Annotated in this window: 21 protein-coding genes; 16 read left to right on the top strand and 5 right to left on the bottom strand. The window is 36.4% G+C overall.

Annotation, left to right across the window (positions count from 1 at the left end):
* Nucleotides 1-105 precede the first annotated feature (105 nt).
* The 7 genes from glmS (at nt 106) to bioD (ending at nt 9,174) form a co-directional block, all read left to right on the top strand.
* Entirely contained in the window at nt 106-1,953 is a 1,848-nt protein-coding gene (glmS, locus tag AACP56_RS05375) for a glutamine--fructose-6-phosphate transaminase (isomerizing) (protein WP_339336594.1), read from the top strand.
* A 209-nt stretch (nt 1,954-2,162) separates the two neighbouring features.
* Entirely contained in the window at nt 2,163-4,913 is a 2,751-nt protein-coding gene (locus tag AACP56_RS05380) for a TonB-dependent receptor (RefSeq protein WP_339336596.1), read from the top strand.
* A gap of 166 nt (nt 4,914-5,079) precedes the next feature.
* Nucleotides 5,080-6,588 (top strand): F0F1 ATP synthase subunit beta, encoded by a 1,509-nt coding sequence (atpD, locus tag AACP56_RS05385; RefSeq protein WP_339336598.1) that lies wholly within the window; start codon nt 5,080-5,082, stop codon nt 6,586-6,588.
* An 80-nt stretch (nt 6,589-6,668) separates the two neighbouring features.
* On the top strand, nt 6,669-6,947 hold the full coding sequence (locus AACP56_RS05390; protein WP_339336600.1) for a F0F1 ATP synthase subunit epsilon: 279 nt from the start codon (nt 6,669-6,671) through the stop codon (nt 6,945-6,947).
* An 81-nt stretch (nt 6,948-7,028) separates the two neighbouring features.
* Nucleotides 7,029-8,180 carry an aminotransferase class I/II-fold pyridoxal phosphate-dependent enzyme gene (locus AACP56_RS05395; RefSeq protein ID WP_339336602.1) on the top strand — a complete coding sequence of 384 codons (1,152 nt, stop codon included), beginning with the start codon at nt 7,029-7,031 and terminating at the stop codon, nt 8,178-8,180.
* Nucleotides 8,177-8,563 carry a DUF2007 domain-containing protein gene (locus AACP56_RS05400; protein WP_339336604.1) on the top strand — a complete coding sequence of 129 codons (387 nt, stop codon included), beginning with the start codon at nt 8,177-8,179 and terminating at the stop codon, nt 8,561-8,563. The genes AACP56_RS05395 and AACP56_RS05400 overlap by 4 nt, the downstream gene beginning before the upstream one ends.
* Entirely contained in the window at nt 8,560-9,174 is a 615-nt protein-coding gene (gene bioD / locus AACP56_RS05405) for a dethiobiotin synthase (RefSeq protein WP_339336606.1), read from the top strand. Before AACP56_RS05400 ends, bioD begins: the two co-directional genes overlap by 4 nt.
* Here bioD and AACP56_RS05410 read toward each other — a convergent pair.
* Nucleotides 9,160-10,653 (bottom strand): ArnT family glycosyltransferase, encoded by a 1,494-nt coding sequence (locus AACP56_RS05410; protein WP_339336608.1) that lies wholly within the window; start codon nt 10,651-10,653, stop codon nt 9,160-9,162. The genes bioD and AACP56_RS05410 overlap by 15 nt on opposite strands.
* Nucleotides 10,654-10,711: 58 nt before the next feature.
* Here AACP56_RS05410 and bioA point away from each other — a divergent pair, with 58 nt between their 5' ends.
* Complete coding sequence (bioA, locus tag AACP56_RS05415; protein ID WP_339336610.1) at nt 10,712-11,995, top strand: adenosylmethionine--8-amino-7-oxononanoate transaminase; 1,284 nt, start codon at nt 10,712-10,714, stop codon at nt 11,993-11,995.
* On the opposite strand, the gene AACP56_RS05420 is transcribed toward bioA, so the two are convergent.
* The gene (locus tag AACP56_RS05420) at nt 11,992-12,423 is read right to left on the bottom strand and encodes a cytochrome c oxidase assembly factor Coa1 family protein (RefSeq protein WP_339336612.1); all 432 of its coding nucleotides are present in this window, start codon (nt 12,421-12,423) and stop codon (nt 11,992-11,994) included. The two genes, bioA and AACP56_RS05420, sit on opposite strands and share 4 nt — an antisense overlap.
* Before the next feature lie 65 nt (nt 12,424-12,488).
* Between AACP56_RS05420 and AACP56_RS05425 the strand changes: the two genes are divergently transcribed.
* From AACP56_RS05425 to AACP56_RS05450, 6 genes are all read left to right on the top strand, one after another.
* A complete protein-coding gene (locus AACP56_RS05425; RefSeq protein ID WP_339336614.1) occupies nt 12,489-13,679 on the top strand; it encodes a beta-ketoacyl synthase N-terminal-like domain-containing protein in 1,191 nt (396 codons plus the stop codon).
* Between the two features lie 62 nt (nt 13,680-13,741).
* Nucleotides 13,742-14,320: a hypothetical protein gene (locus AACP56_RS05430; RefSeq protein WP_339336616.1), complete on the top strand. Its 579-nt coding sequence runs from the start codon at nt 13,742-13,744 to the stop codon at nt 14,318-14,320.
* 4 nt (nt 14,321-14,324) lie between these two features.
* Nucleotides 14,325-15,755, top strand: a complete 1,431-nt coding sequence (locus AACP56_RS05435) for a flotillin family protein (protein WP_339336618.1) — start codon at nt 14,325-14,327, stop codon at nt 15,753-15,755.
* A 58-nt stretch (nt 15,756-15,813) separates the two neighbouring features.
* On the top strand, nt 15,814-15,990 hold the full coding sequence (locus tag AACP56_RS05440; RefSeq protein ID WP_339336620.1) for a hypothetical protein: 177 nt from the start codon (nt 15,814-15,816) through the stop codon (nt 15,988-15,990).
* A 24-nt stretch (nt 15,991-16,014) separates the two neighbouring features.
* Nucleotides 16,015-17,115, top strand: a complete 1,101-nt coding sequence (bioB, locus tag AACP56_RS05445; RefSeq protein WP_339336622.1) for a biotin synthase BioB — start codon at nt 16,015-16,017, stop codon at nt 17,113-17,115.
* Between the two features lie 56 nt (nt 17,116-17,171).
* Entirely contained in the window at nt 17,172-18,035 is an 864-nt protein-coding gene (locus tag AACP56_RS05450; protein ID WP_339336624.1) for a cupin-like domain-containing protein, read from the top strand.
* A gap of 2 nt (nt 18,036-18,037) precedes the next feature.
* Here AACP56_RS05450 and AACP56_RS05455 read toward each other — a convergent pair whose 3' ends face one another.
* The 3 genes from AACP56_RS05455 to AACP56_RS05465 form a co-directional block, all read right to left on the bottom strand.
* Nucleotides 18,038-18,508 carry a regulatory protein RecX gene (locus AACP56_RS05455; RefSeq protein WP_339336626.1) on the bottom strand — a complete coding sequence of 157 codons (471 nt, stop codon included), beginning with the start codon at nt 18,506-18,508 and terminating at the stop codon, nt 18,038-18,040.
* Between the two features lie 54 nt (nt 18,509-18,562).
* Nucleotides 18,563-20,110: a ribonuclease E/G gene (locus AACP56_RS05460; RefSeq protein WP_339336628.1), complete on the bottom strand. Its 1,548-nt coding sequence runs from the start codon at nt 20,108-20,110 to the stop codon at nt 18,563-18,565.
* Between the two features lie 248 nt (nt 20,111-20,358).
* Complete coding sequence (locus AACP56_RS05465) at nt 20,359-20,649, bottom strand: HU family DNA-binding protein (protein ID WP_010516435.1); 291 nt, start codon at nt 20,647-20,649, stop codon at nt 20,359-20,361.
* Between the two features lie 111 nt (nt 20,650-20,760).
* Here AACP56_RS05465 and mutY point away from each other — a divergent pair, with 111 nt between their 5' ends.
* Together mutY and AACP56_RS05475 are read left to right on the top strand one after the other, a co-directional pair.
* The gene (mutY, locus tag AACP56_RS05470; protein ID WP_339336630.1) at nt 20,761-21,798 is read left to right on the top strand and encodes an A/G-specific adenine glycosylase; all 1,038 of its coding nucleotides are present in this window, start codon (nt 20,761-20,763) and stop codon (nt 21,796-21,798) included.
* 23 nt (nt 21,799-21,821) lie between these two features.
* Nucleotides 21,822-22,289 (top strand): single-stranded DNA-binding protein, encoded by a 468-nt coding sequence (locus AACP56_RS05475; RefSeq protein WP_339336632.1) that lies wholly within the window; start codon nt 21,822-21,824, stop codon nt 22,287-22,289.
* Nucleotides 22,290-22,294: the final 5 nt, after the last annotated feature.

A 22,294-nucleotide genomic window follows, 5' to 3' on the forward strand; every position in this document is an offset into this window, starting at 1 on the left:
ATAGTTTTTTTACGTTAGTTAATCTATCTTTTAAACTATTTTTTAAATCATACCTTAAATTTGCAATAGTCTATTTGCATTTAACTTCTTAAAAATTATACACTTATGTGCGGTATTGTAGGATATATAGGTCACCGAGATGCTTACCCAATCGTTATTAAAGGTCTTCAAAGACTAGAATACAGGGGCTATGACAGTGCCGGAGTTGTTTTATTTGATGGGGAAGGAACCCATTTGGCTAAAACCAAGGGAAAAGTTGAAGATTTAAAACATAAAGCAGAAGTTACTATTTCCACAAATGGAAAGTTAGGACTTGGACATACTAGATGGGCGACCCACGGTGTTCCAAATGATGTTAACTCACATCCACATTATTCAAATTCTGGAGATTTAGTAATAATCCACAATGGAATCATAGAAAACTACGAGTCTATCAAGAAAGCGTTGATTAAACGTGGATACTCCTTTGAATCGGATACTGATACGGAAGTACTTGTAAACCTAATCGAAGAAGTAAAAAAGAAAGAAGGGGTAAAATTGGGGCAGGCTGTTCAAATTGCCCTAAACCAAGTGGTTGGAGCTTATGCAATCGCTGTTTTTGATAAAAACAAGCCTGATGAAATCGTTGTAGCCAAGCTTGGAAGCCCATTGGCTATTGGTATTGGTGAAAACGAGTACTTTATTGCCTCTGATGCATCTCCATTTATAGAGTTCACCAACAATGCCGTTTACTTAGAAGATGAAGAAATGGCCATTATTAGAATTGGTAAAGAAATCAAGCTCCGCAAAATCAAGGATGATGCTATTGCCTATCCAAATATTTTAGAGCTTCAATTAAATCTTGAGGAGATAGAAAAAGGTGGTTACGATCACTTTATGCTAAAAGAAATTTATGAGCAACCACGGGCAATTTTAGATACTTATAGAGGAAGACTTTTAGCTGATCAAGGTTTGATAAGAATGGCGGGAATAGATCAAAACCTAGAAAAGTTCACCAATGCCAATAGAATTATCATTGTAGCATGTGGTACATCATGGCATGCTGGTCTTGTGGCAGAATATATTTTTGAAGATTTAGCAAGAATTCCTGTAGAGGTAGAGTATGCTTCAGAGTTTAGGTATAGAAACCCGGTGATTACTGATAAAGATGTGCTAATCGCAATCTCTCAATCTGGGGAAACTGCAGATACTTTGGCAGCCATAAAGATGGCCAAAGAAAAAGGAGCATTTGTTTTTGGTGTTTGTAATGTTGTGGGGTCTTCGATAGCTCGCGAAACACATGCTGGTGCATATACACATGCAGGTCCAGAAATTGGAGTAGCTTCTACAAAAGCATTCACGACTCAAATTACGGTACTTTCTCTAATAGCATTAAAATTAGCTAAAGAAAAAGGAGTTTTTTCGGAATCTAAATTTCACGAGTTTTTAACCGAATTGGAAGGTATTCCCAGCAAAGTGGAAAAAACCCTTGAATCAAATGAACTGATAGAGCAAATAGCAGAAGTATATAAAGACTCTACCAACTGCTTATATTTAGGAAGGGGTTATAATTTTCCTGTAGCTTTAGAAGGGGCATTGAAATTAAAAGAGATTAGTTATATCCATGCTGAAGGATATCCAGCTGCAGAGATGAAGCATGGCCCTATTGCATTGATTGATGAAGAAATGCCAGTAGTAGTTATTGCCACCAAAAAAGGTCATTATGAAAAAGTAGTAAGTAATATTCAAGAAATTAAATCTAGAAGTGGAAAAATAATCGCTATTGTTACTGAGGGAGATAAAACCGTTAAAGAGCTTGCTGATCATGTAATCGAAGTACCTGAAACTTCTGAACCTATGACTCCATTATTGACTACTATTCCATTGCAATTATTATCATATCATATCGCATTAATGCGTGGTTGTAATGTAGATCAACCGAGAAATTTAGCAAAGTCAGTTACTGTAGAGTAACTATTGTTACAGGATATTTAATATTAAAAACGACCTAATCAGGTCGTTTTTTTATTAATTTAATAGAGGAAACACACATTTTTTCACAAAAAAGTACTATGCATGCATAATTTTTTTGTTTTTAGTAAGACAAAAGTCAAAAAAAATGTATATTCCGCCTTGATTAATTAACGCTTAATTAAAACTGACTTAACGCAAATTCAAGACTAATGAAAAAATTATTTTTTGTCTTTTTCTTACTATTTGGATCAACACTAATTGCCCAAACCACGGTTGCCGGAAAAGTAGTGGATCAGAACGGAGAACCAGTGCCAAGTGCCAATGTTTTACTACTTGGCAAGGCTGAGGGTACAGTAGCTGATTTTGATGGAAATTTTACATTTTCTACAAGTGAAACACCTCCATTTAAACTTAGAATCTCAAGTATTGGTTATACCGATACTACTGTTGATGTTACTGCTAATAATCAGGAATTATCAATAGTTCTTAATGAAGCATCAACCTTACTGGATGAAATAGTGATTTCAGCCTCTAGAACTCCAGAACGAATTTTTGAATCTCCAGTTTCTGTGGAACGTTTTGGATTAAAAGAAATTAAAAACACAACTGCGGAGTCTTTTTATGGGGGTCTTCAAAACCTAAAAGGAGTAGATATCAATACCAATAGTTTAACATTTCAATCTGTAAATACAAGAGGTTTTGCAACTTTTGCAAATACTCGTTTTTTACAATTGGTTGATGGTATGGACAATACCGCACCAGGATTAAACTTTGTATTAGGTAATTTGGTTGGGATGAACGAGCTGGATGTACAGAGTGTTGAAATTCTTCCAGGAGCTTCTTCAGCTTTATATGGAGCAGGAGCTTTTAATGGGATTCTATTTATGCGTAGTAAAAACCCATTCGATTTTCAAGGGATAAGTGCCTATGTAAAGACCGGCCTTACCTCTCAAGAAGCTGCTGGAGACAATAACTACTATGACTTTGGTATACGTGCGGCTCACGCTTTCAGTGATAAATTTGCTGGTAAAGTAAGTTTTTCATTTTTAAGTGGAGAGGATTGGCATGCCAATAGAACCGACGATTTAAATAATCCTGGTGCAGATAGAACAGACCCCGCGTATGATGGTTTAAATGTGTACGGTGATGAAGTTGGTGTTCCAATAAACTTTGATGCGGCAGCTGGTCTTCCAACAGGTACGGTTGGTTCTGCTTTTGTAACCCGTACAGGTTATAATGAGGCTGATTTAGCTAATTACAATGCCCAGAGTGTTAAAGCAGATTGGTCGCTTAACTACAGACCTTTTGGCAATGATTTAGAGTTAATATATAATGGTCGGATTGGTCGAGGAACTACCATATATCAAGGTGCGAATCGTTACTCAGTTGCAGGCTTTAAAATGCAGCAACATAAGCTGGAGCTAAAAAATGATAACTTTTTTATTCGCGGTTACATTGTTGCAGAAAACTCAGGAGATGCATACGATACCAGATTTACAGGAATCAATATTAATAGAAGGTGGAAGTCAGATACGCAATGGTTCACTGAATATGCGCAAACCTTTATAGGTGCTAAACTAGGTGTTGGTACTGGTGTGCAAGCAACAGATGAGCAAGCCCATGCTGCTGCAAGAGCTGTGGCCGACACAGGAAGACTTATTCCAGGCACTCCTGAGTTTCAGAGTGCTTTTAATGCAGTTACTAGCGACGGAGATTTAACAACTGGATCAAAGTTTATTGACAATACTAAATTTAGACACGTTAATGGAAATTATAACCTAGCTCACCTAATAGATGATTGGGCAGACATTCAAGTAGGGGGTTCTTGGAGAGAGTATGAACTAAACTCTCAAGGAACAATTTTTACAGATTTTGATGGACCAATTAGCTATCAAGAGTATGGAGCTTATACACAATTTCAAAAGAAAATGATGGACGATAGGTTAAAGGTAACACTATCGGGAAGATACGATAAGAATGAGTTTTTCGATGGTTTCTTTTCGCCAAGAGCTGGTCTTTCTGTAACTCTAGGTGAGAATAGAAATCATAATCTTAGGGCTTCAGTTCAGCAAGGTTTTAGAAATCCGACAACCCAAGATTTATTTATTGGATTGAACGCTGGTCTCGCTGTTCTGATAGGTTCTGCACCGGACAACTTGGACAGGGATGTAAGGACTTTTGACGTCAGTCAACAAGGTCAAGCATTTACTGGTTCTCCAACAGTTGATATTGTGGGTAGGGCAGCTTACGAAAATGCATTTTCTAGAGCTTCGGTAGAAGCAGGTAATCCTACAGCAGTAAATACTCCTTTGGTTCAACCCGAAGAGATTACAGCTTTTGAAGTGGGTTATAGAGCACAAGTTGGTAAATTTACGATAGATGCAAGCGGTTATTATAACAGCTACGACAATTTTATATCTCAAACGCAAACTTTAGTGCCATTGTATGGAGAAGCAGGCGATGGCGGTTTATCATTGTTAGCATTGCAAAATGGAGATTTTGAAGTTTATCAAGTGTATACTAATTCGCAAGAAGAAATAACTTCTTATGGTGGTACATTGGGAATTGACACTAAATTAGCAGGCTTTGATATAGGTGCAAATTATACTTATACTAAACTTGAAGATGCTGAAGATTTGAGAGCTAGAGGCATAAGAGTTAATTTTAACTCTCCAGAGCATAAAGTAAAGTTATCTTTAGGAAAGACAGATTTATTTAAAAACTTTGGTTTTGGAGTAAACTATAGATGGAGCGATAGCTTCTTCTGGGAAGCTTCTTTTGCTGATGGAGATGTGCCAGCATATTCTGTACTGGATGCTCAGATTAACTACTCAGTTCCAAGTATTAAGTCAGTATTTAAGGCTGGTGGTTCAAATCTCTTAGCTGATGAATACTTTCAAGCTATAGGTTCTGGATTAATAGGTTCTATTTACTATGTTTCCTGGACCATAAACCCTTAAGAAACAATTTTATAAGATTTGAAAAAGGCATCTCTTACAGATGCCTTTTTTTATATAAAAAAAGAATTCAGAAGTTTCTATTTCAAATCCTAATAACATATCTTTGCAGCCGGAAAAAACAGGGTTTTTTCTAACCAAAAAATCGAATAATAGAAATAAGCAAGTAATGTCGAAAGTTACAGGTAAAGTTGCACAGATTATCGGACCGGTTATTGATGTTGAATTTGAATCAGGAACCGTAATCCCAAAAATTTACGATTCATTAGAAATTGATAACGCCGACGGCTCTAAACTAGTACTTGAAGTACAGTCACATATTGGAGAGAATACCGTTAGAACAATTTCTATGGATTCTACTGATGGTTTAAGTAGAGGTGTTGAAGCATTTGCCACTGGTAGTTCAATCCAAATGCCAATAGGTGAAGATGTTTATGGACGCCTTTTTAATGTAATCGGTGATGCAATTGATGGACTGGAAGAATTGCCTAAAACTGGAGATAATGGACTTCCAATTCACCGTGAAGCTCCAAAATTCGAAGACTTATCCACTTCTACCGAAGTACTTTTTACAGGTATTAAAGTTATCGATTTAATTGAGCCTTATGCAAAAGGGGGTAAAATTGGATTGTTCGGTGGTGCCGGTGTTGGTAAAACAGTATTAATTCAGGAGCTGATTAACAATATTGCTAAAGGACACGGTGGTCTTTCCGTATTTGCTGGTGTTGGTGAGCGTACAAGAGAAGGAAATGACTTACTTCGTGAGATGTTGGAGTCAGGAATTATAAAATATGGTGATGACTTCTTGCATTCTATGGAAGAAGGTGGCTGGGATTTGTCTAAAGTAGACAAGAAAGCTATGAAAGAGTCAAAAGCGACTTTCGTTTTTGGTCAAATGAACGAGCCTCCTGGAGCACGTGCTCGAGTAGCATTATCAGGATTAACTATTGCTGAGTATTTCCGTGATGGAGCTGGTGATGGTCAAGGTAAGGATGTACTTTTCTTTGTTGATAACATCTTCCGTTTTACACAAGCTGGTTCAGAGGTATCTGCACTTCTTGGAAGAATGCCTTCAGCAGTAGGATACCAACCTACGTTGGCAACTGAGATGGGTGCGATGCAAGAACGTATTACTTCAACTAAAAGAGGTTCTATTACATCGGTACAAGCGGTATATGTACCTGCGGATGATTTAACGGATCCTGCACCTGCTACAACATTTGCTCACTTAGATGCTACAACGGTACTTTCACGTAAAATTGCAGAGTTGGGTATTTATCCTGCTGTAGATCCATTGGATTCTACCTCAAGGATTTTAACTGCCGAGATTTTAGGAGATGAGCATTATGCTTGTGCACAACGTGTAAAAGAGTTGTTACAACGCTATAAAGAATTACAGGATATTATTGCTATTCTTGGTATGGAAGAATTGTCCGAAGAAGATAAATTAGCTGTTGGTCGAGCAAGACGTGTTCAGCGTTTCCTTTCTCAGCCATTCCACGTAGCTGAACAGTTTACTGGTATCCCAGGGGTATTGGTAGACATTAAAGAAACTATCAAAGGTTTTAACATGATTATGGATGGTGAATTAGATCACTTGCCAGAATCTGCCTTTAACTTAAAAGGGACTATTGAAGAGGCTATTGAGGCTGGAGAAAAAATGTTAGCTGAAGCATAAAATAAGTAAGCAGTAAAAAGTAAACAGTTAGCAAAAAAGCTACTGACTACTGACTACTGAATACTGAATACTTTTAAAATATGTATTTAGAAATTGTATCCCCAGAAGCAACTTTATTTTCAGGAGAGGTAACATCTGTTACAGTTCCAGGAATAAACGGTGAATTTCAGATGTTGCAAAATCATGCTCCAATCGTTTCATTGTTACAAGAAGGTGATGTGAAAGTACAAGGAGATATTTCTATTGATGAAGACTTTCAAAGTAAATTCTCAAAGGGTGCTAACGGAGAAACTGTTTTAGCTATCTCTAGTGGAACTATTGAAATGAAAGATAATAAAGTGATTGTATTGGCAGATTAAGCTAAACAATTCTTACAAAACAAAAAACCACTCTTTTTAGAGTGGTTTTTTGTTTTTAAATAAACAGATTACATTTGAACTATGCCTGATTTTCCTAAAAAGCTAATCGAAAAACTTAAAAAAAGAGTAGCTGAAAATTCTTTTCGGACGCTACCGTTGGGCAATAATTTAATTGATTTTTCTTCTAACGATTACCTAGGGTTTTCTAAAGAAACTTGGATTGGAGAAAGAGCGCAAGAAATTTTAAAATCCTCTGCCCCAAAAAATGGAGCAACAGGGTCACGTTTACTTTCAGGGAATCACAAGCTATATCAAGTTTTAGAAAATCAGCTTAGCAATTTTCATAATGTTGAGGCAGCTTTGGTTTTTAACTCAGGTTATGATGCAAACCTTGGACTTTTTGCATGTGTTCCACAAAGGGGAGATTTCATTTTTTACGATGAATTGTGCCATGCCAGCATTCGAGATGGGATTCAATTGAGTAATGCAAAAAAATACAAGTTTAAGCACAATGACTTAGATGATTTAAATGCTAAAATAAAGTTGTTATTTCAAAAGGAGTCGGGAATCCAGGATAAGGAAATTTATATTGTCACTGAATCTGTCTTTTCAATGGATGGAGATTCTCCAGATTTACGGTTTTTAGCTAGGCTATGTAAAGAGAATAACTATCATTTAGTGGTAGATGAAGCACATGCAATAGGTGTTTTCGGAAAAGGATTGGTAAGTGAGAATAACTTGCAAAATGAAGTTTTCGCTAAAATTATAACTTTTGGTAAGGCATTGGGGTGTCACGGAGCAGCTATATTAGGAAGTGGAAAGTTAAAGGAGTTTTTAATAAACTTTGCAAGGAGTTTTATTTATACAACGGCTCTACCACCTCATGCAATTGCATCAATCTTAGCTGCTTATGATTTTATAAATTCACCAGAAGGGAAAAGAAGCCGACAGCTTTTATTGGAAAACATTGTTTATTTTAAGCAAGAGTTAAAAAAACAAGGGTTAGAGGATAATTTTATAGAAAGTGATTCCGCAATCCAAAGTATGGAAATAGAGGGAAATATAAGAGTTAAGAATATTTCAGAAAAACTTATAAAAGAAGGTTTTGATGTTAAAGCTATTCTTTCGCCAACAGTACCAGAGGGAAAAGAGCGACTTCGGTTTTGTTTACATTCATTCAATACAAAAGAAGAAATTACAAATGTTGTACAAATATTAAAAGGGGATGTATGAGTAAAGATTTGGTAACACTTGGTAGTTTTGAATTTTTGGCAGATGTACAGATCATTAAGGGCAGGTTGGAGTCTGAAGGAATAACCGTAACCTTAAAAGACGAGAACACTATCGGTGTGGAGCCCTTTGCTAGTAATGCTATTGGTGGGATTAAATTACAGGTGTTTAGTGTAGATAAAGAAAGAGCTCAAGAAATTTTTAATGAGGTCCGTAACTATGCTGTTGATGATAAAGGAAATTTAATTCAATGCCCTAACTGTAAAGAACGAAAATCTGAAGTTCATTATTTACGCAATACGCTATTTTATAAACTCTTTCCTTTCTTTGAGCCCAAAAAGTACCGTTGTACCAATTGTGAATTTATAACTAAAACTGAGCAATGAAATTATTTGTCACTGGAATTTCGACTGAGGTTGGCAAGACCATTGCTTCAGCAATAATTACAGAAGCACTAGAGGCAGATTATTGGAAGCCGATTCAAGCTGGAGATTTGGAGGATTCTGATAGTCATAAAATAAAAAGCTTGATTCCCAATGACAAATCTGTTATTTACCCTAACAGTTATGCCTTAAAAACGCCCATGAGCCCACATGCTGCTGCTGAAATAGATGGAGTTGAAATTAATCTAGATGCTATTCGGGAGCCAAAAACAGAGAATCATTTGGTTATTGAGGGAGCAGGAGGTTTATTGGTGCCTTTAAATGAATCTGATACTATATTGGATTTAATTCAACCAGACTATAAAGTAATTGTTGTATCCCGACATTATCTGGGCAGTATTAACCATAGCCTGCTTACTATTGAAGCATTGCAACAACGTAATTTTAAGGTAGGTATCATCTTCAGTGGAGATAAACACCCAACCACAGAAAGTATTATTCTTGAGAAAACAGGAATTGCTTTTTTAGGAAGGATCAATGAAGAAAAGAAATTTGACAAAAAGGTGGTTCGCCAGTATGCAAATGAATTTAGACAAGCATTACTTGAGTTTTAAACGTTGATGGATAATTGCATTATCAACAGTATCTAAAGGAGTATAATTTTTTGATAACTGTAAATTCATATAAAAATTTGCAGCTAACTTTTTTCTATCAAAAACCCTTCTGTTTTTTCTAGTAATAATAAAATTTGGCCGAAATTCTTCGAGGATAAATTGAAGTTCTTCACTTTCAGTGGTTCTTGAATTTTCCATATAAGGGAATAGTTCTTCTCTCAAAATACTGCTGGGATGAGTGGCGGCTTTAGTTGGAGGTTTCTCATTCAATAGCCAATAGCCAATATGATATTCCATAAACAACACTTTATCAGCTGATAATTTGTGTTCTTTAAAATAATTGGGGACAGTAACACCTTCACCATTATGAAAGGAACCTTTGTTTATTTTGTGTTGTGTAACATTTTTTAACTCTAAATAGGATTCCATCGGAATTAACAACAAAATAAAAAATACAATTGGCTTGTAATTAAGATTTTTAAGAATCCTTAGCTCATATATGGAAATGGTAATCAAGAGAATTAAAGTAGGGTACAGTTGTATTAGATAATGCCCATTTACCTTGCCAGCCTGTATAAACGAAAATAATATTCCAACAGAAGTTATTATCAATAGTAGTATGCCAGGTTCTTTATAATTTAAAAACTGTTTTTTAATTCCCCAGTAAAAAAAGACAAATACCACGATAGCAAAAGGGAGAACATTGAGAATTGAGTGCTCTTTAGAACCGGAATAAGCCATAGGTGCTTCAAAGACAGATTGCCACCATAACTGAAAATCATTATTAAAATAATAGGGAGCTGCGGTAGCTAGAATGACTATAAGTATTGCACTTCCCAAAACTAAAATTTTGATTAGTTGGAGAGATAATTCTTTTTGCCTAATAGCTTTCCAGAACAGGAAAAGAAAAATAAATAGAATTGGGTATGCTAGGTTCAGCTTGGTCATTAGGGAAAGCCCTAATAATAGACCAGCCAGAAAATAGTTAATAGTACTGTTTTTAGAGATTAGTAGATATAGTGCAGGAATAAAAAATACCATTGAAATATGCTCGGACATTACACCTTGTAAGCTTCCAAAAAGACTCTGTAATATAACTGCGAGCAGCCCTGACCAAAATGCCACTTTTTTGTTTGATACGGAAAGCCCAATTTTATAAGTGAATAAAGCAGTTATAGCGACCAAAAGAGCCCCAGCTATTCTAATGGCTAGAAAACTTTTCCCAAAAGCAAAAATTAGAGCTGCAAAAAACAGAAAAGTAATAGGAGGTTTTAAATCCCACAATTGTGTATAGGGTAAAAAACCATCTACCCAAGACTGCCCCATTAAGATAAAAGTACTCTCGTCCCTATCGATATAATCCCTAAAGAAAAAAGGGAACCGTATAGCAAGTGAAACCAAAAAGAAGAATAAAAAAGTTTTTCTCGCATTGCTGGAATGATAGAAAGAAGTAAAGTAAGCAATGGTTTTTTTAAGCAAGGCAGCTACTATTTTTTGGTTTTATCACCATCTTTGCAAGGTAGCCAAATTGAAGGATTTGAAAGATTTAGAGCAGATAAAAAATTTAGTTGAACGCGATAAAAAATACTTGTGGCACCCGTTAACCCAGCATAAAACAGCTGCTCCACCCTTGGCCATTGTTAAGGCTGAAGGAGCCTTAATCTGGGACGAAGATGGCAATGAATACATAGACGGTATTGCTTCTTGGTATACTGCAATGTATGGACATTGTAATGAATACATTACCAATGCAATTGCTGCTCAGATGCAAGAACTGGACTTTGTGATGTTCAGCGGTTTTACTCACAAGCCAGCGATAGAATTGTCTGAGAAATTAGTGGAGATTTTACCAAGTAATCAAGCTAAAATCTTTTTTAATGATAATGGTTCCACAGCAGTAGAAGCCGCTATAAAAATGGCTTTACAATATTATCATAACAAAGGAGAGAAGCGAGATACCCTAATAGCTTTTGAAGATGGTTTTCATGGTGATACATTTGGAGCTATGAGTGCCTCGGGACTATCTTCTTATAACGGTCCTTTCGAGGATTTCCTATTAAAAGTAGAACGAATACCAACTCCTCAAGAAGACACCATTGATGCTATTTTAAAACAAATAAGAACCATTGCTACAACCAATTCTTGCGCAGCTTTTGTTTTTGAGCCTTTGGTACAAGGAGCAGCAGGCATGAAATTTCATTCGGCTAGAGACCTTGACTTACTTATAAAAAAATGCCAAGAATTAGATATTTTATGTGTTGCTGATGAAATTATGACCGGCTTTGGAAAAACGGGTAAAAACTTTGCATCTGACTATTTAGAGAACAAGCCAGATATTATATGTTTAAGTAAAGCACTAACTGCAGGGATGTTTCCATTGAGTATAACGAGTTGTTCTCAAAGGATTTTTGACGCTTTTTTGAGCGATAAGGTGACCAAGGGTTTTTTTCATGCCCACACATTTAGTGCACACCCTTTGGGTTGTGCAGCAGCAATTGCTGGGATAAACCTATTGTCTTCTGATAAGATTCTCGAAAGAAGGAATTATATAGCACTCGAACATCGAAAATTTGTTTCCAAAATCGAGAGTCATTCAAAGGTAAAAGCAGCACGGAGTATTGGAGTAATCTTAGCAATTGACTTAGCCGTGAAAATGGATCGTTATGGCAAATCAAGAGATGAGTTATATCAATTTTTTATGTCTCGGGGCGTTAATCTTCGTCCTTTAGGGAATACTATTTATGCACTACCTCCTTATGTAATTACTAATAAGCAATTGGAAAAAATCTATAATTCGATTTTAGAACTATTAGAGAATTAGAATTCAGAAGAAGGGTCTTCTAAAAAATTAAATTCTTGTTCATTAACTTCTACACGAATTTCATGATAGTTCCATTCATCACCCTCCCCTGTAGCATCTATATATAATTTACCCACTCCTTTTGATCCAGCTATAGGTACGGTTATTTTTGCACTTTTGTTACCATTTGTCCAACTAATATTACCTTGAAACATACCATTTTTTTCAATTGGAGAGCCCAAAATTTCCAAGAGCTGCTCGTCTTTATTTATCAATTCAAGCGCATATTCATAAGGTTGAGACTCTTCCATTATATTACTCACTCCAAAATAAATAGAAGAGAAAAGGATAATTGCTCCAATAATTAAAGTTAGGCAACCACCAACAGGCACCACCCATTTCCAATTTCTTTTCCACCAGCTTGGTTGAGGTACTAATTCGTTGTTCATTGTTGATATAATTATAAGTTTATGAAGATAAGAACTTTTACCTTTGTTGGAATTACTATTTAGACTTGAAAAACCCTATAGCTATAACAGCAATTTCTTCGGTTTCTCCCATAGGTAATTCCTTAGAGCAAGCTTGGGAAGCTTACCAAAATAAATCACATTACCTAAAAGAAACTTCAATTGGCAATAACCTAGTTTGGGCTGGAAAGCTTCCTAAACTATTGAATGATGAAATTAAGGCACTTGCATCTTCAGATAGCAAATACAAAAATTTAGATGCTTCTGTGCTGTATGGGATTTATGCTGCAAGAAAAGCTGTTGAGCAAGCCGATTGGTCCTCGTTCGATAACTTTGGAATAAACTTAGGTTCTTCTCGTGGGGCGACAGAATTATTTGAAAAATTTCATGAAGAATTCTTAAAAGAGGATGGCACATCTACTTTGGCATCACCAACTACAACGTTGGGAAATATCTCATCTTGGGTGGCACATGATTTAAAAACAAAAGGCCCAGAAATCTCCCATTCTATTACTTGCTCAACAGCTTTACATGCAATGTTGAATGGTGTTGCATGGATTAACAGCGGAATGACTGACAAATTTTTAGTTGGTGGTAGTGAAGCGCCGCTAACTCCTTTCACTATTGCGCAGATGAAGGCATTAAAAATTTATTCTAAAGATGTGGTTTCATTTTCGCGTAGCTTTCATCCTGAGCTTGTCGAAGGGTATCCTTGTCGTGCACATGATTTAGAAAAAACCAAAAATACGATGGTCCTTGGAGAAGGAGCTTCTGTTGCTTGCTTGGAAAATGGAAATCCTACTAATAGCTTGGCTAAAATTATAGGTGTCGGTTATGCTACGGAACCTTTAATCCATAATGTTTCCATATCTACAGATGCAAAATGTTTTCAGGATTCGATGGAGATGGCTTTGGACGGTAAACCCACTGATAATGTTGATGTTATCGTTATGCATGCACCAGGTACTGTCAAAGGTGATTTGTCAGAAGTCAATGCAATAAAAAAAGTTTTTTGTAACAAAAGGCCTTTTTTAACTACAAATAAATGGAAAGTAGGTCACACCTTTGGAGCATCAGGAATGCTCAGCGTGGAAATGGCCATATTGATGCTTCAAAAGCAAGAAGCAATTTCGGTTCCATTTGCGGAGAAACAAGAAAGTCCCAAATCGATTAAAAGTGTTTTAGTAAATGCAGTGGGTTTTGGCGGAAATGCAGTTTCAATATTACTTTCAAAATAAGCCTTCCGATATTCTCGGCAATGTCTTATCTTAAATGATTTATTAACCAACATCTTTGTACCATGGAAAACTGGTTTGCGGCTTTGAGCCTTTTCGAGAAAATATATTGGGTTACCGCACTAATATCTTCGGCTATTTTTATTGTTTTAATAATTCTAACCCTAGTTGGTGGTGATGCAGATGATATGGGTGGGGACGTTGATGCAGAAGTTGATGGTGATTCAGGCATAGGATTTCAGTTTCTATCATTCAAGAATTTAATGGGCTTCTTTACCATTTTTGGATGGTCTGGCATCGCTTGTTTGGATAATGGATTGTCTACTGCTATAACCGTATTTGTCTCGGTCATTTGTGGTCTTTTGATGATGACTGCGATGGCAGCACTTTTTTACTATCTGGCTAAATTACAGCACAGCGGAACACTAAAACTTAAAAATGCTTTAAACCAAATTGGTGAGGTATATCTTACCATTGGTGCAAAACGCTCCAGCATTGGAAAAGTGAGCATCAACGTACAGGGTACTTTACGGGAATTGGAAGCACTTACTGATGAAAATAATGACTTGGTGCAGGGTAATGTTGTGAAAGTCAAAGAAGTCACAGACAATGGAATATTAATCGTTCAACTTTTAAATACATAAACATATGCTAATACCGTTACAATTGGGAGGAGGTGCGTCATTATTGGCCATCGGGTTTGCCATCCTCTTTTTCTTTATCATTATTATTTCATTTATCAGAAGATACAAACGCTGTCCATCCGATCGGATTTTGGTTGTTTATGGAAAAGTTGGTAGCGGGAATTCTGCTAAATGTATCCATGGTGGTGCGGCCTTTATCTGGCCAGTAATTCAAGACTACGAGTATTTGGATTTAACGCCTATTTCTATTGAAGTAGATTTGGCAAATGCCCTGAGTAAGCAGAATATTCGTGTAAATGTACCTTCAAGGTTTACCATTGGGGTATCAACTGAGCCAGGTGTTATGCAAAATGCTGCTGAGCGTCTTTTAGGTTTGGGAATGCCAGAAGTTCAAGAATTGGCTAAGGAAATCATTTTTGGGCAGTTACGTTTGGTTGTGGCTTCTATGGATATTGAAGAAATAAACTCGGATAGAGATAAATTCTTGACCAATATTTCGCAGAGTGTAGAGTCAGAATTAAAGAAAGTTGGTTTAAAGCTTATCAATGTAAATATCACAGATATTGTTGATGAGTCTGGATACATTGAGGCTTTGGGTAAAGAAGCTGCAGCACATGCGATTAACGCGGCACGTAAATCTGTTGCGGAGAAAAATAGGGATGGTTCTATTGGTGAGGCAAATGCTTTACAGGATGAACGAACTCAAGTAGCTGCTGCAAACGCAAAGGCTGTAGAAGGTGAGAACATAGCTAAAATCGATGTTGCAAATTCTGATTCTTTACGTAGACAGCGCGAGGCAGAAGCGGAGCGAACCGCGATTGCTGCAGAGAAAGTACAATCTGCAAAAGCGTTGGAGGAATCTTACGCTGCGGAAAAAGACGCCGAAATTGCCAGAGCTGAAAGAGAGCGTAGTTCTCAAATGGCTGATATTGTGGTACCTGCGGAAATCGATAAAAAGAAAGTAGAGATTGATGCAGAAGCTGAAGCAGAAATGATACGTAGAAAAGCAAAAGGCGAAGCTGATGCAATCTTATTTAAAGCACAAGCTGAAGCACAGGGTATCCTTGAAGTATTGAGCAAGCAAGCTGAAGGTTTGGATAAAATTGTTCAAGCTGCGGGAGATAATCCTAAAGATGCCGTATTATTATTGGTAGCTGATAAGTTGCCAGAGTTAGTTAAAACTCAGGCTGAAGCTATCAAGAATATTAAAATTGATAAGGTTACGGTTTGGGATTCTGGTCAAAAGTCAGAAGGCGGTAAAAATTCCACAGCTAATTTCATTTCTGGAATGTACAAATCTGTTCCTCCTTTGCAGGAAATGTTTAATATGGCGGGAATGCAGTTGCCCGAATATTTAAAAGGTAAAGATGTAACTGCTGAAGAAACAGAAGCAGAGACTAAAAAAACAACTGCTCCTAAGAAGAAGGAGGAATAAGATATAAATGAAATCCAAAACCGGAGTTCATACTTTGGTTTTTTTATTCCAATAGAAAATGGATAAAAAGTTGATTGGGCAAATATTGATTGGTTTAGCCTTACTAATCATGATTTTAAAATGGACTATTTTAAAGGATAGTGAATATAGGACCATGATTTGGGTAATTCAATTTGCTTTTGCCTTTGGAGGTCTCTATTTAATTAGAAATAGGGAAAAGGATAACAAGAAATAAACTTTGAATTCCTATTTTTGATTTATGAGCGAGATCAGACACGATTGGACCAAAGAAGAAATATTAGCTGTTTATAACAAACCTTTAATGGAATTGCTTTATGATGCGGCCACGGTACATCGTAAATACCATGACCCTAACACAGTACAAGTTTCCACTTTACTTTCAATAAAAACAGGTGGTTGCCCAGAAGATTGTGGGTATTGCCCGCAGGCTGCGCGCTACCATACAGATATTGAGGGTAATGATTTAATGTCTGTGCAACAAGTTAAAGCTCAAGCTCTTCGGGCCAAGTCATCTGGTAGTTCTAGAGTTTGTATGGGAGCAGCTTGGCGTAATGTAAAGGATGGCCCTGAGTTTGATCAAGTTTTAGAGATGGTTCGTACTATTAATAAATTGGATATGGAGGTTTGCTGTACACTTGGGATGATTACAGAAAACCAAGCCAAACGTTTGGCGGAAGCGGGTCTTTATGCTTACAATCATAATTTAGATACTTCGGAAGATTACTATAAGGACGTAATTTCTACACGCGCTTTCGAAGACCGTTTAGAAACTATAGACAATGTTCGTAAAACCAATGTTACGGTTTGTAGTGGAGGTATTATCGGTATGGGTGAAAAAGTTGAAGACAGAGCTGGTATGTTAGTAGCATTGGCTTCTTTAAGCCCACAACCAGAATCAGTTCCAATTAATGCGCTTGTTGCTGTAGAAGGTACTCCTATGGAAGATATTGAGCCTGTACCCATTTGGGAAATGATACGCATGGTAGCTACTACTCGTATCGTAATGCCAAAAACACAAGTTCGGTTATCTGCGGGTCGAACAGAAATGAGCAGGGAAGGGCAAGCGATGTGTTTCTTTGCCGGGGCAAATTCTATTTTTGCGGGCGATAAGTTATTGACCACTCCAAACCCAGATGTTAATGAGGATATGGAAATGTTTAAAATGCTAGGACTTAATCCTCAAAAAGCATTTGTAAAAGCTCCCCAACCGGAAACGGTAGAAGCTTCAGAATCTGAACTTCAACCACTAGGAGAAAAACCAAAATGGTCTCGTCCAGGTCACAAAATTGAACGAAACGAGAATGCCAAAGCAACTTCAAAATTAGTAAGCAAGGAATAGACTTTACTTCATTTAGTATCCTTTTACTAACTTAGTTAGTTTGAAACAATGTGATTTTGGAACTTAACCTTAAAGAAATCCCTAGGGTAAAAACGCTTTCCAAAGAAGAATTTATCCGCGATTATTTTAAACCACAAAAGCCGGTGGTTATTGAGCGATATATCCAAGATTGGCCGGCATATTCTAAATGGAATTTAGAGTATATTAAAGAAGTGGCAGGTGATAAGGAAGTTCCCCTTTATGATGATAGGCCGGTAAAACATGATGAAGGTTTTAATGAACCACATGCTAAAATGAAAATGGCAGATTATGTGGATTTATTAAAAAGTAAGCCAACCAAGTTTCGAATTTTTCTTTGGAATGTGATTAAAGAAGTACCAGTACTCCAAAAAGATTATAAGTATCCAGATTTTGGACTTAAACTAATGAAAGGACTTCCTATGCTTTTCTTCGGAGGTAGCAATTCACATACATTTATGCATTATGATATTGACTTGGCCAATATCTTTCATTTTCATTTTGAAGGAAAAAAAGAGTGTATACTTTTTCCGCAATCGGAGACAAAATATCTTTATAAGATTCCTCATTCCCTAATAGTTCGCGAGGATATTGATTTTTCAAATCCCAACTTAGAAAAATGGCCAGCTCTAAAACATGCGAAAGGCTACATTACGCAATTGGAACACGGCAATGTTATCTACATACCAGAAGGTTACTGGCATCACATGAAGTATATTACTCCAGGCTTTTCAATGAGCCTACGTGCAATAGCTAGAAAGCCTAAAAATTTTATAAAAGCAGTCTACAATATCATACTGATGCGCCATTTTGATAATTTAATGCGAAGAATAAAAGGACAAAAATGGATTGACTGGAAAAATGAAGCAGCAATCAAAAAAACTAACAACGTATTGAATTAGATTTAGATTAATTCTTTTATTTTTTGATAAACCAAGTGGCTTTCCCAACCTCTGTATAGTAAGTAATCAGCTAATTTTTTCTTTCTTTTTTGAATATTGGTTTCTTTAATTTGCGTCAAACGTTTTTTTGAAAGTTCATCTAGAGTTTTTATGTATTCCGATTCGTCAATTTCTTTTAGTGCTGTTTTAATATTGAATCTAGAGATATTACGCTGCTTTAACTCATTCACAATTCGATTTTTGCCCCATTTTTTTATGGAGAACTTTCCCCTAGCAAAGCTTTGTGCAAAACGTTCCTCGTTCAAATAATTTTCTTGAATAAGATGGGTGACAATTTGGTCAATGGCTTCGGGAATCATACGCATCTCTTTCAGTTTTTGCACCACTTCTTTATGGCAACGTTCCTGGTAGGCACAGTAGCTCTCTAATTTGCTCATGGCTTCTTTTACAGAATAGCTTTTTGATACATGCATTCTCAAAAGTATATAAAACAAAAAAAGCGACCTCATCTCTGAAGTCGCTTTTTATTATTTGAGAGTTTTACCCTCTTTATCTTTGAATCTATATTCTAGATAAGTATAAGCATCTCTGGGCTGAATCTTAACCCATTTCTGATGCTCTAAAAACCATTTTTGACGTATGGAAGGAGTTCCTTTGGTTAAATAAGCAGCAATAAAGGGATGTATATTTAATACAATGCTTTTCTTCTTATTTGGACCTTTTAAAATTCGTTCTAAATCAAAGTTGATCTTATCTATCAAAACAATTGGAGCTTCAACCTCTTGGCCACTGCCATTAGGGTTTTCTTCGCTTGTTTTAATGTTCATTTCTGGTCGTACCCTTTGTCTTGTAATTTGAACAAGACCAAATTTACTTGGGGGCAAAATCTTATGCTTAGCACGATCATCTTTCATCTCGTCCCTTAAATGGTCAAAGAGTTTTTTACGATGGTCGCCCCTGGTCATATCAATAAAGTCAACAACGATAATTCCGCCCATATCCCTAAGTCGTAATTGTCTGGCAATTTCTGATGCTGCAAGCATATTTACTTCTAAGGCGGTATCTTCTTGATTCTTTGCTTTATTGGAACGGTTGCCACTGTTTACATCTATTACATGTAAAGCTTCGGTATGTTCTATGACCAAGTAAGCACCTTTGCTCATGGAGGCAGTACGCCCGAATGATGTTTTAATTTGTCGCTCTATCCCAAATTTTTCAAAAATGGGAGAAGGAGCATTATATAGTTTTACTATGGACTCCTTTTTAGGAGCAATCTCGTGCACATAATCCTTGATGTTTTCATAAAGGGCTTCATCATCAACATGTATCCCTGTAAAGGAATCGTTGAATACATCCCTTAAAATAGAGGAGGCTCTATTGAGCTCCACCAATACTTTTGAAGGGTGTTGCGCTTTATGCAAGGTTTTGCACATTGCTGTCCATTTGTCCAGCAAGTTCTGGAGATCTTTGTCAAGTTCTGCGACTTTTTTGCCTTCTGCAACAGTACGGATGATAACTCCAAATCCTTTAGGTTTAATACTCTTAACAAGTCTTTTTAACCTACTTTTTTCTTCGTTACTTTCGATTTTTTGTGAAACCGAAACCCGATCAGAAAAAGGAACCATGACCAAATAACGTCCAGCTATTGATAACTCTGAACTTATTCTTGGTCCTTTGGTTGAAATGGGTTCTTTTACAATCTGTACTAATAATGACTGATTGGCCTTAATAACATCGTTAATACTGCCATTCTTGTCTATATCTTTTTCAAATGGAAAGTCTTTCAAGGAAAAATCTCTGAGTTTTCCTGTTCTTGTTTGTTTAATGAACTTTAACATGGAAGATAGCTGTGGGCCAAGGTCATGATAATGCAGAAAAGCATCTTTCTCATAACCAACATTTACGAAGGCTGCATTTAGGCCGGTAACTGGTTTTCTTATTTTGGCGAGGAAAATATCCCCAACCGAAAAGCTATTATTATCTTCCTCTTTATGAAGTTCAATAAGTTTTCCATCCTTTAATAAGGCAAAATCGACTGCGTCAGAACTAGATCTTACGATTAATTCTCTATTCATGTATCGATTTTTATCCGCAATAGCGGATGATTAAAAAATATTTATAACGGCTATAATAGCCGTAATGGTATGCTAATTTTTGAACCGAAATGTCAATGAACGTGTGATTAAAATGAAAAAGTAGTCTAGCAGACTACTTTTTCTTGTGTCGGTTTGCTCTCCTACGCTTCTTGCGCTTATGGGTAGCTACCTTATGTCTTTTTCTCTTTTTTCCACTAGGCATATAGTGTGCTTTTTACGTTAGTATTTTATTTAACCTGTACGTTACTTTTTACTCCTTCTACAAAAACCTTTGCAGGTTTAAATGCAGGAATATTGTGTGCAGGAATTTTAATCGTGGTGTTCTTGGAAATATTTCTTCCTGTTTTTTCAGCTCTTGTCTTTATGATAAAGCTACCAAAACCTCTTAAGTACACATTATCACCATTCTCTAAGGACGTCTTAACTTCTTCCATAAAAGATTCTACAGTCGCTTGTACGTCACCTTTTTCAATACCCAGTTTCTCTGAGATTTTAGATACAATATCCGCTTTCGTCATTTCGTATTTAGATTTTCGTTTTTTTAGGCTTGCAAATATATAAATGTTTTGCATAAAGCCCTAAATTTTAAGTATATAAACTGTTACTTTGGCGCAATAGTATTTTTGCATATGGTTTTTTCAAAAAAAATACTGACTTGGTATAACGAAAACAAGCGTGAACTTCCTTGGCGGAGTACGACAGACCCCTATAAAATATGGCTTTCCGAGATTATGTTGCAACAGACAAGGGTGGCACAAGGGTTACCTTATTATAACAAGTTTGTTGATGCGTTTCCCACGGTTTATGATTTAGCTAATGCTGATGAAGAAAAAGTTTTAAAGTTATGGCAGGGTTTGGGTTATTATTCTAGGGCCAGAAATATGCATTATACGGCAAAAACTATTGTCAACAAGTTTGATGGAGATTTCCCAAATACATACAAAGAGTTAGTGAAATTAAAAGGTGTGGGAGACTATACTGCGAGTGCTATAGCTTCCATAAGTTTTGGAGAACAAGAACCTGTGGTTGATGGAAATGTATATCGGGTTTTGGCTAGATATTTTGGAATTGATATTCCGATTAATTCCTCGGAAGGAATCAAACATTTTAAATCCCTTGCAAGAGAGATCATGGACAAGGATGATGTTCGTGATTATAATCAGGGCATCATGGAATTTGGGGCGATACAATGTGCTCCAAAGAAACCTTATTGTTTGCATTGTCCAATAAATGACAGTTGTGTTGCTTTAAAGGAGAATCGAGTTCATGAACTACCGGTAAAATTAAAAAAGACTAAGGTCAAGAATAAATATTTTAACTATTTAGTAGTTTTTGACAACAATAATAATGTCCTTTTTGAGCAACGTACAGGGAAAGGTATTTGGCAAAACCTATATCAATTTCCATTGTTGGAAACTACGGAAGAAATAGAGTTGAAACGTTTGAAGGAAGAAGTGTTATCCCTCTTGAATCTTAAAAGTGTTTCGGATGTTTACTTGTACAATGATAAACCAATTGTCCATAAGCTGTCTCATCAACATTTGCATACCAAGTTCTGGATACTAAAGATTGATAAGAGTTTAAAGGATGGGCTGTCTTGGGAGAAGGTGACTAATTATCCAGTTCCCGTTTTAATTGCAGACTTCATTAAAACCTTTAAAATTTAGTACTTTTGATATAATATAAAGTTATGAGCGGAACATTAAATAAAGTGATGCTGATTGGGCATCTAGGAGACGAAGTGAAAATGCATTATTTTGAGGGTGGTGGCTGTATTGGCAGATTTCCTATCGCCACCAATGAAACCTATACCAATAAGCAGACCGGTGAAAAAGTAACCAATACAGATTGGCATAATGTAGTTGTGCGCAATAAAGCTGCAGAAATTTGCGAGAAGTACTTAAATAAAGGAGATAAGGTCTATGTAGAAGGCAGGCTCAAGAACAGACAATGGCAAGGTGAGGATGGCAATACACGTTATACTACTGAAGTTCATGTACAAGACTTTACTTTTTTAACCACCAAAAATGAGAGTGGTGCAAACGCACAAATACCACAATCCAATACGAATGCACAACCGACTTCAAATAACCCTGTGAGTACTCCAACAGCAGCACCTGCACAGAATGTTGAAGAAGATGATGATTTACCATTCTAGATAAT

This window comes from Croceitalea sp. MTPC6, from assembly GCF_036985525.1.
Classification (GTDB): Bacteria; Bacteroidota; Bacteroidia; order Flavobacteriales; family Flavobacteriaceae; genus Croceitalea.